The organism is Rhodopseudomonas parapalustris (assembly GCF_053772255.1).
The window spans coordinates 1-14,033 of record NZ_JAMKBZ010000050.1; the positions used below are offsets into that span (position 1 = coordinate 1).

The following is a 14,033-nucleotide window of genomic DNA, read 5'->3' on the forward strand; positions in this document are numbered from 1 at the left end:
CCAAATTGTTCACGGACGACGAGTTAGTGAATGTAGCCTGAGTGCGAGGCGAACTAGTAACCGCTCCTCGTTGCAGAAGCGAGGAGCGGTAACAAGTGCGTGCTACGAAACCTCACCTACACCACATGATCCGGCGCCAGCGCGCAGACGGTGGTGGGGTCGGTCTCGATCTGCACCGTGGTGTGCGCGATGCCGAAATCGTGCTGCAGTTCGTGGGCGAGGTCGACCAGGAAGGGATCGCCCGGCGAGCCGCCGGGCATCACCAGATGGCAGGTCAAGGCGACTTCGGTGGTCGACATTCCCCAGATGTGCAGGTCGTGGACCTGCGTGACGCCAGGAAGTTTCGACAGGAATGCCCGCACCGCCGTTGGGTCGATGCCGCGCGGCACCGCCGCCAGCGACAGCGCGGTGGAGTCGCGCAACAGGCCCCAGGTGCCCCAGACGATGACCACCGCGACGAGCAGGCTGACGGCCGGATCGATCCAATACCAACCGGTGAACAGGATGATGACACCGGCCACCACCACGGCGGCCGACACTGCCGCATCCGCCGCCATGTGCAAGTAAGCGCCGCGAATGTTGAGGTCGCTGTGGCGGCCCGAGGCAAACAGCCAGGCCGTGACGGCATTGATCACAATGCCGATGCCGGCCACCACCATCACGGTGATACCTGCGACCGGCTCGGGCGCAAACAGCCGCACGATCGCCTCCCAGCCAATCGCGCCGACGGCCAGCAGCAGAAACACCGCATTGAACAGCGCTGCCAAGATCGAGGAGCCGCGCAGGCCATAGGTGTAACGCGCCGATGGCGGGCGCTTCGACAGCCCGGCGGCGATCCACGCCACCACCAGACCGGCGACGTCGGACAGATTGTGGCCGGCGTCCGCGATCAGCGCCATCGAATTGCTGAAGTAACCGAATGCCGCTTCGGCGATCACGAACACGACGTTCAGCGCGATGCCGATCGCGAAGGCGCGACCGAAATCCTTCGGCGCATGACTATGACCACCCGGACCATGCGAGGCGCTCGGTCCGTGATGGTGATGATGATCGTGACTCATCCAAACAGAACGCTGTGGTGCAGGGCTGGGACTCCCCGGCGATGGGATTCAAACAGTCGCACGTCGCCAAGCGATACGAAAGCTGCAGAGCAAGTTGCGGATCAGAATTGGTCCAATTCTCACGCGGGCAGTGCAGCCGCTTCGCGACAGCAACTCGGTGGCGTTCGTCCGAGCTTGTGAATCGAACTTCATCGCTCGAGTCCGAGAAGCAGTCGAGGACGACTCGCATGGCCTTGCATCGACGGGGCTTCAAGAAATGAATCAATATTCCGACAATGTGATTTCATCGTTGCGCTGACTGAATGAGCTCCGTAAATAGAGGCACCTTCGCGAGCCTCTCCCCGGGGCCCTGTCCGCTCGCCGCCAACCGATTGAGCCGATGACCGCCAGGATGGAACGACCGCTTTCGCCTCACATGCAGGCCTACCGCTGGAGCCTGACGATGACGATGTCCATCGTCCATCGCGCCACCGGTGTCGCCCTGTATTCTGGAACCCTCTTGCTGGCGTGGTGGCTGATCGCCTGCGCCGCCGGCCCGGCGGCTTACGCCAATGTTCAGGCCTTCACCGGCTCGTGGATCGGCCGGCTGATCGTGTTCGGCTATACCTGGGCGCTGATGCACCATCTTCTCAGCGGCGTCCGCCACTTCGTCTGGGACCTCGGCTACGGTTTCAAGACCGCCGACCGCGAGTGGCTGACCTGGGCGGCGCTGATCGGCGGCGTGGTGCTGACCGTTCTGCTGTGGGTGATCGCCTATTCGATGGGAGTGGCCCGATGAGCGGCGGCAACGCACACGGCGCACCGAAGTCCTCGATGCGCACCCCGATCGGCAAGGTGCGCAAATTCGGACCTGCCGGCTCCGGCACGTCGGATTTCTGGCGCCAGCGCATCACCGGCGTCGCGATGACGCTGCTGATCCTGCCGACCATCGTGGTGATCATGATGTTGCTCGGCCGTAACCAGGCCGCCGCCGCGCAGATCCTCGGCTCGCCGCTGATCTCGCTGATCATGATCCTGTTCATCATTGCGTCCGCGATCCACATGAAGATCGGCATGCAGGTGGTGATCGAGGACTACGTGCAGAACGAAAAGCTCAAGTTGGTCACCATCATGGCCAACAACTTCTTCTCGATCGCCGTGGCGCTGGCCGCGATCTTTGCGATCTTCAAAATGGCATCCGGAGTTTAAGGCATGGCGGCGAACGGCAACGGCGCCCCGGCGGCGGGCGGCAACGCCTATCCGATCGAGGACCACACCTATGACGTCGTGGTGGTCGGCGCCGGCGGCGCCGGTCTGCGCGCGGTGGTCGGCTGCAGCGAAGCGGGCCTGCGCACCGCCTGCATCACCAAGGTGTTCCCGACCCGCTCGCACACCGTGGCGGCCCAGGGCGGCATCTCGGCCTCGCTCGGCAACATGCACAAGGACGACTGGCGCTGGCACATGTACGACACCGTCAAGGGGTCGGACTGGCTCGGCGATCAGGACTCGATCGAGTACATGGTGCGCAACGCGCCCGAAGCCGTGTACGAGCTCGAACATTGGGGCGTGCCGTTCTCGCGCACCGAAGACGGTAAGATCTATCAGCGTCCGTTCGGCGGCATGACGATGGATTTCGGCAAGGGTCAGGCGCAGCGTACCTGCGCGGCCGCCGACCGCACCGGCCACGCCATGCTGCACACGATGTACGGCCAGGCGCTGCGCCATTCGGCCGAATTCTACATCGAATTCTTCGCCATCGACCTGATCATGGACGATCAGGGCTGCTGCCGCGGCGTCGTCGCGCTGAAGCTCGACGACGGCACCATCCATCGGTTCAAGGCACAGACCACGATTCTGGCCACCGGCGGCTACGGCCGCGCCTACGCCTCCTGCACCTCGGCGCACACCTGCACCGGCGACGGCGGCGCGATGGCGCTGCGGGCCGGCCTGCCGCTGCAGGACATGGAGTTCGTTCAGTTCCACCCGACCGGCATCTACGGCTCGGGCTGTCTGGTGACCGAAGGCGCCCGCGGTGAAGGCGGCTATCTGGTCAACTCCGAAGGCGAGCGCTTCATGGAGCGCTATGCGCCGTCGGCCAAGGATCTCGCCTCGCGCGACGTCGTTTCGCGCGCGATGACGATCGAAATGCGCGAAGGTCGCGGCGTCGGCAAGAAGAAGGACCACATCTTCCTGCACCTCGACCATCTGGCGCCGGAAGTGCTGCACGAGCGGCTGCCGGGCATCTCGGAATCGGCGCGGATCTTCGCCGGCGTCGACGTCACCCGCGAGCCGATCCCGATCCTGCCGACCGTTCACTACAACATGGGCGGTATCCCTACCAACTTCCACGGCGAAGTCGTCACCAAGAAGGACGGCGACGACAACGCGGTGGTGCCGGGCCTGATGGCGATCGGCGAAGCGGCCTGCGTGTCGGTGCACGGCGCCAACCGCCTCGGCTCCAACTCGCTGATCGACCTCGTGGTGTTCGGCCGCGCCGCGGCGCTGCGCTGCGCCGAGAAGCTGGTGCCGAACGGCAAGCAGCCGGAGCTGCCGGCGAACTCCGCCGAGATGTCGCTCGGCCGTCTCGACAAGTATCGCTACGCCAAGGGTGGCACCCCGACCGCCAAGCTGCGCGAGCGGATGCAGCATGTGATGCAGAACAACTGCGCTGTGTTCCGCACCGGCGAAGTGCTCGCCGAGGGCAAGGATCTGATCGCGAAGGTCCACGGCAGCGTCGGCGATGTCGGCGTGTCGGATCGCTCGCTGGTGTGGAATTCGGATCTGGTCGAAACCCTCGAGTTCGACAATCTGATCGTCCAGGCGGTGGTGACGATGAACTCGGCAGCCAACCGCACCGAGAGCCGCGGCGCTCATGCCCGCGAAGACTTCCCGGATCGCGATGACGCCGCCTGGATGAAGCACACCCTGGCCTGGATCGGTGACAAGGGCGATGTGACCATCGATTACCGGCCGGTCCACGACTACACGATGACCAACGACGTCCAGTACATTCCGCCGAAGCCGCGGGTGTATTGATTCAAAATCGTCATGCGCGGACTTGATCCGCGCATCCATCTTCTTCCCAACGAGATGGATTGCCGGGTCGAGCCCGGCAATGACCAGGAGAGACCAGAGGCAGATCCATGGTTGAATTCGCACTTCCGAAGAATTCGAAGATTGTCGGCGGCAAATCCTGGCCGAAGCCGGAAGGCGCGACCGAGGTTCGTGAATTCCGCGTCTATCGCTGGAATCCTGACGACGGCAAGAACCCGAGCATCGACACCTACTACGTCGACAAGCACGATTGCGGCCCGATGGTTCTCGACGGCCTGATCTGGATCAAGAACAACATCGATCCGACCCTGACCTTCCGTCGCTCCTGCCGCGAAGGCGTCTGCGGCTCCTGCGCGATGAACATCGACGGCGAGAACACGCTCGCCTGCACCAAGGCGATGGACGACGTTCGCGACGACGCGGTGAAGATCACGCCGCTGCCGCATCAGCCGGTGGTGAAGGATCTGGTCCCCGACCTCACCAACTTCTACGCCCAGTACGCCTCGATCCAGCCCTGGCTGCAGACCGTCACGCCGACCCCGCAGAAGGAATGGCGGCAGAGCCATTCCGATCGCGAAAAGCTCGACGGCCTGTACGAGTGCATCCTGTGCGCCTGCTGCTCGACCTCGTGCCCGAGCTACTGGTGGAATTCGGATCGCTTCCTCGGCCCGGCTGCGCTCTTGCAGGCGACCCGCTGGGTCGAAGACAGCCGCGACGAGGCCACCGGCGAGCGCCTCGACAATCTCGAAGATCCGTTCCGGATCTATCGCTGCCACACCATCATGAACTGCGCCAAGGCGTGCCCGAAGGGTCTCAACCCGTCGGAAGCGATCGCCAATCTCAAGCTCAAGCTGGTCGAACGCCAGATCTAAGGCGCAACGTCGTCACCGCATTGCAACGGCCGGGCGGATCGCTCGGCCGTTTTGTTTTGCGGACAGCTTTGCCGGTCATTGCGAGCGAGGCGAAGCAATCCAGAGACGCCGTGTCCTGAGCATCGATCGCCTGCCGGAATGCGGAACATCGCTGCAAAGCGATCGTTATTGCCGCGAACACACGGGAGACGAGACATGGCGATCAATTCCAACAACGGCGATGCGCAGCATGCGTGGGATCTGATGAAGAAGATCACCTTCGCGATGCTGGCGACGCGTGATGGCGAAAAGATTCGGTCGCGGCCGATGGCTGCCTATGTGCGGCCGGAGGAAGGCGCAATCTACTTCCTTACCGACATGCGCCGCCACAAGGACGAGGAGATCGCCAAGGATCACCACGTCAATCTCGGCTTCGCCAATGCCAGCGCGCAGAAATACGTTTCGGTGACGGGCGTCGCGGCGATCAGTAACGATCGTGCCAAGATCAAGGAGCTGTTCGGCACCGAAGCGAAGGCCTGGTGGGACAGCCCGGACGATCCGAACATTCGCGTTCTCAAGGTGACGCCGGACGAAGCCGAGTACTGGGATTCGCCCGGCTCCATCGTCAGCTACGCCAAGATGATGGTCGCGGCCGCGACCGGCAGCCGGCCCGACCTCGGCGAGAACGCCAAGGTGGCGATCTAGATGATGGCCGGCGAACCTCAGGAAGTACCGAACGATCCGGGGCCCGTGACGCCGCCGCCGGAAGTGCCGCCGAGCACTCCCGGCACGCCGACCGAGCCGCCGCAGGAGCAGCCGCCCGGCAACCCCAATCCCGACATTCCGCCGCCGATCGAAGAGCCGGGCGCGCCGCCGCAGCCGAACGAACTACCTGGGCGGACGCCGGACGAACTGCCGGTACGCAGTCCGCCTGGACCCGGCGCGCCGAATCCTGCCGTGGCGTAACGTCTCACCCGGTATCCATGTGTCGTTCATACTTGTTACTACGCGCGCCGACGAGTCGCCTCTGCTTGCGATGCCGATCCTGCTCATGAACTCATGATGAATGTCGCCGCGTTCGAGGCTCGAACGCGGCGGATTTATTTCTCCACGGTTGAAGCCTGTTGCCACAATTGGGCCTCACGCCTTGTCGTTGATCGGAGCGTGGCGGTGATTGTTCGACTGCGTCGAATGAAGCCAGCCTGCTCCATTGAGGGTCTGTTTGATGACGAAGCTAAATGTTGCACTGCTCGCGACCACGGCGCTGACGCTCGGGTCGTTGATCAGTCATCCCGCCGCGGCCGAAAGCGCGCCCGCGCCCATGCTGCTCGCGCAGGCGGTGCAGGGCGGCCCCGCGCCGGCCCCGTCCGAGGACAAGAAAAAGGAGGAGCCGCCGCACGGTCCGCGCCCGGCGCCCGCGCCGCCCAAGGCCGCACCAAGCGCCCCGCCCCCGCCTCCGTCCCCGCCGCCCCATGCCGCTCCGCCACATGCCGCACCGCCTCCGCCGCCGGCTCCTCCGAAAGCTGCGCCTCCGCCTCCGGCGGCCGCACCTGCGCCCGCGCGTCCGGTGCCGCCCCCGCCGAGCCATAACGCCCCACCCCAGATCGTGCCGCAATCGGCCCCGCCAAAACCGTCCGCTGCTCCCGCCGAGCAACGTCCGTCCGCGCCGCCTTCCGGTGAGGCTCCGCAGCGACGTGGTCCGCCTCCGGGCGTAACTCCGCCGCCGTCGGGCGAAGCTCCGCGTCGCGGTCCGCCGCCGCCGCCCGCTGCAGCGCCGGCTCCGGCTCCCGCTCCGTCGGCGCAGCCGAAAGCCGAAACTCCGCCGGCCCATCAGACGGGGCCCGCCGTGGCTCCGGCCGCCCGCCCGCCGGGCGAACGCGGCCCGCAGCCAGGCGCTCCCGCAGGCGGCCCGCCGCCGCGGCCACAGGCTGGTCCCGGAGCCCCCGGTGCCGGACCCGCCGTCGCTCCACCCGCTTCGCCCGAGCGCAGCCAATCTCAGCCGGCTCAGACGTCGCAACCCGCCGCTGCTCCGGCTGTCGCGCCGCCGCCCCCCCCCCCCCCCCCGCCACCGACAGTGACCGCGCCGATCCCGGCCGCGCCGCCGCCGTCGCCTCAGGCGTTGACCCCGATTCCGCAGGGCGCAGCGCCGCAGGGGCCGCGCAACATCTCGGACTTCCGCAGCCAGCGGCGGGAGGTGCAGCAGAACGGTCGCACGGTCATCACCGAGCCCGGCCGCATCATCGTGCGCGATCCGGGCGGCCAGGAGTTCATCCGCCACAACGAGATCGATCGCTTCCGCTACGGCGCGCGCAACATTCGCACCGAGGACATCCGCGGTGGCGGCATCCGCACCATCGTTGTGCGGCCCGACGGCACCGAGATCATCAACGTGACCGGTGACGACGGCCAGCTCCTTCGCCGAATCCGCCGCGATCGCGACGGTCGCGAGATCATCATCATCGACAACAGCTACGGTCCGCGCGACCGGGCGAATTTCTACGTCGATTTGCCGCCGCCGGTGATCCGGATTCCGCGCGACCGCTACATCGTCGACTACGAGGACGCTTCGCCGGAGCTGATCTACGACACCCTCGAGGCTCCGCCGGTGGAGCGGATCGAGCGCCGCTACAGCATGGACGAAATCCGCTACAGCCCGTCGGTGCGGCAGCGGATGCCGTCGATCGATCTCAATACCATCACCTTCGAGACCGGATCGTGGGATATCCCGCCGGATCAGGCCGCGAAGCTGCAGGTGATCGCGGATGGTCTCAACCGGGCCATCCAGCGCAACCCGCGCGAGGTGTTCCTGATCGAAGGCCACACCGACGCGGTCGGTAACGACACCGACAACCTGTCGCTGTCGGATCGTCGCGCCGAGGCCGCCGCGGCGCTACTCACCCAGCAGTTCGGGGTGCCAGCCGAGAACCTGACCTCGCAGGGCTATGGCGAGCAGTATCTCAAGATCCCGACTCAGGGTCCGGAGCGTCAGAATCGCCGGGTCACGGTGCGGCGCATCACGCCGCTCCTCAATGGCGGCCAGGCGTCGCTGCCGCCGCCGCCCCCGGGCGCCGCCCCGCGGCGCTGAGCGGACGCGGACTCACGATAAACAAAAGCCGCGGGGGCACTCCTCCCGCGGCTTTTTCTTTGGTCCGGCTCCGGTATCGCCGCCAGTCAGTGGGCGACCACCACGGTCGTGCCGACTGGGACCCGCTCGTACAGGTCGGTGATGTCCTGGTTCAGCATCCGGATGCAGCCATAGGACACGAAGCCGCCGATCGACCGGGGCCGGTTGGTGCCGTGAATGGCGTACTCGCCGCCCGCCAGCGTCATCGCCGCAACACCCATCGGGTTGGCGGGCGATCCGCCCGGAATCACGTCCGGGATGCTCGGGACGTCGTGCTTGACGTCGGCCGGCGGCGCCCAGGCCGGATTGCGATACTTGCCGTCGATCTTGGTGATGCCGGCCCATTGCTTGCCGGCCTTGCCGACGCCGACCGGGTAGCGCACCGCGTGACCCGGCTCGACCACCAGATACAGCCGGCGTTCGCCGGTCTTCACCACGATCGTGCCGGGCGAGTAGTCGCCGCGGAAGACGACGAGGTCGGGTCTTGCCTCGGCTCGTGGGGCCGTCAGCGTGGCGGCGCCTGCCACGACCGCGACCGCCAGCATCCATTTCGCCGAACGAAATCCAAAAGACATTCAGCCTCTCCAGTTTCCTCGCACCGGTCAGCTTCGCTCCGGCGCCCCTCAGCGCCCGCGATGGTCGCAGCGTGAACTAACCAACTGGTATGTGCTGGGCGACCGAAATGAACGTGGGCGTACTATTGAAGAGAAATCCCGGGAACAAAGTAAATGTCCGGCAAACAACACCCGCCGGCAAAAATGTCCGTGGGCCCCCATCCTCGCTCGGATGTGATCGAATCGCCACAGCCCACGCGGACTGGCATCACGCCGGCATCGGCTCTGGCGCAACTAACAAGCGCCGACCGGCCGGTCGTGCCGCCAGACGCAAAAGGCCCCGCCCCCTCGGACAGGGGCGGGGCCTTCGCATTGCTCGCAGCCGCGCTTGGCCGCGGGCGCGTCGGCGGGCTCAGCCCGCCTTGTGGCTCTTGTTCTGGCGATGCTCGACCAGATCATCGACCACCGCCGGATCGGCCAGCGTCGAGGTGTCGCCGAGCGAGGACGGCTCGTCCTCGGCGATCTTGCGCAGGATGCGGCGCATGATCTTGCCGGAGCGGGTCTTCGGCAGGCCGGGCGCGAACTGGATCAGGTCGGGCGAGGCGATCGGGCCGATGTCCTTGCGGACCCAGGCGACCAGCTCCTTGCGCAGATCCTCGGTCGGCTCCTCGCCGGCCATCAGGGTGACGTAGGCGTAGATGCCCTGGCCCTTGATGTCGTGCGGATAGCCGACCACCGCGGCTTCCGAGACCTTGGGGTGCGCCACCAGCGAGGATTCCACCTCTGCGGTGCCCATGCGATGGCCCGAGACGTTGATGACGTCGTCGACCCGGCCGGTGATCCAATAGAAGCCGTCGGCGTCGCGGCGGCAGCCGTCGCCGGTGAAGTACTTGCCCTTGTAGGCCGAGAAGTAGGTCTGCTCGAACCGGGCATGATCACCGTAAACGGTGCGCATCTGGCCGGGCCAGGACCGGGCGAGGCAGAGGTTGCCGGTGCATTCGCCTTCCAGCACGTTGCCTTCCGGATCGAGGATCTCGGGCACCACGCCGAAGAATGGCCGGGTCGCCGAGCCCGGCTTCAGCTTGGTGGCGCCGGGCAGCGGGGTGATCAGGATGCCGCCGGTCTCGGTCTGCCACCAGGTGTCGACGATCGGGCAGCGATCCTCGCCGACGACGCGGTGATACCACTCCCAGGCTTCCGGATTGATCGGCTCGCCGACCGAGCCGAGCAGGCGGAGCGACTTGCGCGAGGTCTTCTTCACCGGCTCGTCGCCGGCCTGCATCAGCGCGCGGATCGCGGTCGGTGCGGTGTAGAAGATGTTGACCCTGTGCTTGTCGATGACTTCCCAGAACCGCGAATTGCTCGGGTAGTTCGGCACGCCCTCGAACATCAGCGTGGTGGCGCCGTTGGCGAGCGGGCCATACAGGATGTAGCTGTGGCCGGTGACCCAGCCGACGTCGGCGGTGCACCAGTAGATGTCGCCGTCGTGATAGTCGAAGACGTATTGATGCGTCATCGACGCGAACACCAGATAGCCACCGGTGGTGTGGAGCACGCCCTTGGGCTGCCCGGTCGACCCCGAGGTGTAGAGGATGAACAGCGGGTCTTCGGCGTGCATGTGCTCGACCGGGCATTCGGTCGTCACCATCTCGGCCGCCTCATGATACCAGAAGTCGCGGACGTCATCCATCTCGACCGCGGCGCCGGTGCGCTTCACCACCATCACCCAGTCGACGCCGTCGCATTTCTTCAGCGCCGCATCGACATTGGCCTTGAGCGGCACCTTGCGGCCGCCGCGCAGGCCTTCGTCGGCGGTGATGACGATCTTGGACTGGCAGTCGTTGATGCGGCCGGCGAGGCTGTCCGGCGAGAAGCCAGCGAACACCACCGAATGGATCGCGCCGATCCGGGCGCAGGCCAGCATCGCGAACGCGGCTTCCGGGATCATCGGCAGGTAGATGGTCACGCGATCGCCCTTGCCGACGTTGCGGTTACGCAGGATGTTGGCGAACTTGCAGACTTCGTCGTGCAGCTCGCGATAGGTGATGCTGCGCGACTGCGAGGGGTCGTCGCCTTCCCAGATGATCGCGACCTGATCGCCGCGCTTGTCGAGATGGCGGTCGATGCAATTGTAGGCGGCGTTCAGGACGCCGTCCTCGAACCATTTGATCGAGACGTTGCCGGGTGCGTAAGACCAGTTGTCGATCTTGGTCGGCGCCTTGATCCAGTCGACACGCCCCGCGTGCTCTGCCCAGAATCCGGTCGGATCCTTGACCGAGCGTTCGTACATCTGCCGGTATTTGGCGTCATCGACGAAGGCGCGGCTCGCCCACTCCGCAGGCACGTCATAGATCTTCTCGGACATAGCTTCCTCCACACTGTAAGCGGCCCGCGCCGCACCCCGCCGTCGGTGCCTCGACCGCAACCCCGCTGCAACCGGCGACTCACCCGCCAACAAGTTTGCCTCCGCCGATCGTTGATCCTGCGATCCGGGCGAAGTCATGGACATGCTGTGGGGTGAGCATCGCCGGTGAAGAGACGTGCGATCGTCTCAGCCTCCGGCTGTTGTTGTTGGACCGATTATGCGTCGGTGCGGCCACGCACGACAAGTCGGCCGTGATCCGACTTTCGGCGTTGTCCGCGCGCATCGGCGAACGGATAAACGTCTTGCGTGCGCCGCGGCAAACAGCAGGAGCCGGTCCGTTCGCGATTGCGGCGAGAGCCCCGTCCCGGCGATCAGGCGTCCACGACGTAGCCGCAGGCTTGCAGGCGCGGCCACATATGTGGCGGCGGCGGCGCGGTCACCACCACCGGCGGCTTGTTGCGCGACAGCGGGATGACGATCTCGCGGGCATGCAGATGCAGCCGCGGTTCGCCGAACCGCGGGCCGTTGCCATAGATGTTGTCGCCGAAGATCGGCCAGCCCATCGCGGCGCAATGCACCCGGAGCTGATGGGTCCGACCGGTCACAGGCTCGAGCGCCAGCCATGTGAGCTGCGTCGGGGGAGGCGCACCAAGGATCGCGCCCGGCTTTCGAGACAGATTATCGGCCTCTCCCCGAGCAGGGCGAACTCCCTCTCCCGCCTGCGGGAGAGGGTTGGGGTGAGGGCGCCCCGAAGTAAGGCTGCCGCTGTGGACCCCCGCCCCCGCCCCCTCCCCGCAAGGGGGAGGGGAGCCGCTTGCCGCAGCGTCGGGGGGAGGGGCGGATGTTGCGGAGGTGGTCGTCGCGGCGGCCGGCAAAACTCCCGACCGGCCCATCACCCGCCATTTCGTCAGTGACGGAAGCCCGCTCTCCAGGTCGATCTTTTGCCACCAGCCGCGCTCGGCGTTGAGCTTGCCGATCGGCAGATCGATGGTGCCCTGATCTTCTGCAGGGCCTCCCTCGACCACAGCCCAATAGGTTTTGGAAATCCGCGAGTGCTTGAACAGCAGCCCGAGCGTCGCCGTGGCCTTGCGATGACGGCCGAGCACAAGACAGCCAGAGGTGTCGCGGTCGAGCCGATGCGCCAGCACCGGGGGACGCGGCAGGCCGAAGCGCAGCGCGTCGAACGAGGCCTCCAGGTTCGGGCCGCCCTTGGGCCCGCGATGCACCGGCAGGCCGGGCGGCTTGTCGATCACCAGCATCAGCCCGTCCCGATACAGCACCCGCGCCAGGATTTCGTCGGGCGTCAGTTCCGGCAGGTCGAATTGATCGGGGTGGCTTTCGTTCATGGCGCGAAACGGCTAACACAGCGGCCTGATGAACGACACTCCGGAAAATTCGAAACAGAGCTGGTGGCGGCGGCTGTCCAGCGGTCTGAAGCGCACCTCGAGTTCGATCGGGACCGCGCTGTCGGAATTCGTTTCCAAGCGCAAGCTCGACCGGGCGATGCTCGAGGAGATCGAGGACGTGCTGCTGCGCGCCGATCTCGGCACCGAGGTGGCGTCGCGGATCGCCAAGGCGGTCGGAGAGGGGCGCTACGACAAGATGATCTCGGCCAGCGACGTCAAGGAGATCGTCGCCGCGGAGGTCGAGAAGGTGCTGGCGCCGGTGGCGCTGCCGCTGCAGATCGATGCCGCCAGGAAGCCGTTCGTGGTGCTGATGGTGGGAGTCAACGGCTCGGGCAAGACCACCACCATTGGCAAGCTGTCGCAGCATTTCGCCGCCGAGGGCCACAAAGTGATGCTGGCTGCCGGCGACACCTTCCGCGCGGCGGCGATCGACCAGCTCAAGGTCTGGGGCGAGCGCACCGGAACGCCGGTGGTCGCCGGCGCGCAAGGCTCTGATGCTGCGGGGTTGGCATTCAACGCGCTCACCGCGGCGAAGGAGCAGGGCCGCGACGTGCTGCTGATCGACACCGCCGGCCGGCTGCAGAACCGCACCGAACTGATGAGCGAGCTCGAGAAGATCGTTCGGGTGATCAAGAAGGTCGATGCCAGCGCGCCGCATGCGGTGCTGCTAGTGCTCGACGCCACGGTCGGCCAGAACGCGCTGTCGCAGGTCGAGGCGTTCACCAAAACCGCCGGCGTCACCGGCTTGGTGATGACTAAGCTCGACGGCACCGCGCGCGGCGGCATCCTGGTGGCGATCGCCGAAAAGCACAAACTGCCGGTGCATTTCATCGGGGTCGGCGAGAGCGCCGACGATCTGTCACCGTTCACCGCCCGCGATTTCGCCAAGGCGATCGCCGGCACGGAGGCGGCATGACCGACGAGCTGCTCGAGAAGAATCGGCCGCATCCGCTGTTCAAGCTCGCGACCGAGTTGGGGCCGCTGCTGGTTTTCTTCGTTGTCAACGCCAAGTTTCATCTGTTCGCCGCCACGGGTGCTTTCATGGTGGCGGTGGTCGCCGCGGTGATCGCCTCCTACGTCGTTACGCGGCATGTTCCGGTGATGGCGCTGGTGACCGCGGCGGTGGTGCTGGTGTTCGGCACCCTGACGCTGGTGCTGCACGACGAGACTTTCATCAAGATGAAGCCGACCATCGTGTACACGCTGTTCGGCGCGGTGCTCGGCGGCGGGCTGCTGTTCGGCCGTTCGTTCATCGCCATCATGTTCGATCAGGTGTTCAACCTGACGCCGGAAGGCTGGCGCAAACTGACGCTGCGCTGGGCGCTGTTCTTCTTCGCGATGGCGCTGCTCAACGAAGCGGTGTGGCGGACCCAGTCGACCGACTTCTGGGTCAACTTCAAGGTGTTCGGCATGGTGCCGCTGACCATGCTGTTCGCGCTGATGCAAATGCCGCTGACCAAGCGCTACGCGGCCGAACCGGCGACGCTCGAACAGAGCGCCGCCGACGAAGGCGACGTCTCGGGGCGCTGAGGCTGCTTGGCCCCAGACTGTGATTGCCGGGCTGAACACTTGACCCGGCAATCCATCTTGTTGTGAAGGGATGGATGCCCGGGTCGAGCCCGGGCATGACGTAGTACGT

Annotated in this window: 13 protein-coding genes; 9 read left to right on the forward strand and 4 right to left on the reverse strand. The window is 65.9% G+C overall.

Annotation, left to right across the window (positions count from 1 at the left end; genetic code table 11):
* Positions 1-116 precede the first annotated feature (116 nt).
* Positions 117-1,061 (reverse strand): cation diffusion facilitator family transporter, encoded by a 945-nt coding sequence (locus M9H71_RS24375; protein WP_455407444.1) that lies wholly within the window; start codon positions 1,059-1,061, stop codon positions 117-119.
* Between the two features lie 379 nt (positions 1,062-1,440).
* Between M9H71_RS24375 and sdhC the strand changes: the two genes are divergently transcribed.
* The 7 genes from sdhC (at position 1,441) to M9H71_RS24410 (ending at position 8,030) form a co-directional block, all read left to right on the forward strand.
* The gene (gene sdhC, locus M9H71_RS24380; protein ID WP_455407445.1) at positions 1,441-1,839 is read left to right on the forward strand and encodes a succinate dehydrogenase, cytochrome b556 subunit; all 399 of its coding nucleotides are present in this window, start codon (positions 1,441-1,443) and stop codon (positions 1,837-1,839) included.
* Positions 1,836-2,249, forward strand: a complete 414-nt coding sequence (sdhD, locus tag M9H71_RS24385; protein WP_455407446.1) for a succinate dehydrogenase, hydrophobic membrane anchor protein — start codon at positions 1,836-1,838, stop codon at positions 2,247-2,249. Before sdhC ends, sdhD begins: the two co-directional genes overlap by 4 nt.
* Before the next feature lie 3 nt (positions 2,250-2,252).
* A complete protein-coding gene (sdhA, locus tag M9H71_RS24390) occupies positions 2,253-4,076 on the forward strand; it encodes a succinate dehydrogenase flavoprotein subunit (protein ID WP_455407447.1) in 1,824 nt (607 codons plus the stop codon).
* Positions 4,077-4,183: 107 nt separating this feature from the next.
* The gene (locus M9H71_RS24395; protein ID WP_455407448.1) at positions 4,184-4,966 is read left to right on the forward strand and encodes a succinate dehydrogenase iron-sulfur subunit; all 783 of its coding nucleotides are present in this window, start codon (positions 4,184-4,186) and stop codon (positions 4,964-4,966) included.
* 195 nt (positions 4,967-5,161) lie between these two features.
* Positions 5,162-5,650, forward strand: a complete 489-nt coding sequence (locus M9H71_RS24400) for a pyridoxamine 5'-phosphate oxidase family protein (RefSeq protein ID WP_455407449.1) — start codon at positions 5,162-5,164, stop codon at positions 5,648-5,650.
* Positions 5,651-5,911 (forward strand): hypothetical protein, encoded by a 261-nt coding sequence (locus M9H71_RS24405; RefSeq protein ID WP_455407450.1) that lies wholly within the window; start codon positions 5,651-5,653, stop codon positions 5,909-5,911. It abuts the gene before it with no gap.
* A gap of 259 nt (positions 5,912-6,170) precedes the next feature.
* Complete coding sequence (locus M9H71_RS24410) at positions 6,171-8,030, forward strand: OmpA family protein (protein ID WP_455407451.1); 1,860 nt, start codon at positions 6,171-6,173, stop codon at positions 8,028-8,030.
* An 86-nt stretch (positions 8,031-8,116) separates the two neighbouring features.
* Here M9H71_RS24410 and M9H71_RS24415 read toward each other — a convergent pair whose 3' ends face one another.
* The 3 genes from M9H71_RS24415 to M9H71_RS24425 form a co-directional block, all read right to left on the reverse strand.
* Positions 8,117-8,614, reverse strand: a complete 498-nt coding sequence (locus M9H71_RS24415) for a L,D-transpeptidase (protein ID WP_455407456.1) — start codon at positions 8,612-8,614, stop codon at positions 8,117-8,119.
* 421 nt (positions 8,615-9,035) lie between these two features.
* A complete protein-coding gene (gene acs / locus M9H71_RS24420; protein ID WP_455407452.1) occupies positions 9,036-10,988 on the reverse strand; it encodes an acetate--CoA ligase in 1,953 nt (650 codons plus the stop codon).
* 371 nt (positions 10,989-11,359) lie between these two features.
* Entirely contained in the window at positions 11,360-12,334 is a 975-nt protein-coding gene (locus M9H71_RS24425; RefSeq protein ID WP_455407453.1) for an RluA family pseudouridine synthase, read from the reverse strand.
* 28 nt (positions 12,335-12,362) lie between these two features.
* On the opposite strand from M9H71_RS24425, the gene ftsY reads away from it, so the two are divergent.
* Together ftsY and M9H71_RS24435 are read left to right on the forward strand one after the other, a co-directional pair.
* Positions 12,363-13,310, forward strand: a complete 948-nt coding sequence (gene ftsY, locus M9H71_RS24430; protein ID WP_455407454.1) for a signal recognition particle-docking protein FtsY — start codon at positions 12,363-12,365, stop codon at positions 13,308-13,310.
* Complete coding sequence (locus tag M9H71_RS24435) at positions 13,307-13,924, forward strand: septation protein A (RefSeq protein WP_455407455.1); 618 nt, start codon at positions 13,307-13,309, stop codon at positions 13,922-13,924. The genes ftsY and M9H71_RS24435 overlap by 4 nt, the downstream gene beginning before the upstream one ends.
* Positions 13,925-14,033 lie beyond the last annotated feature (109 nt).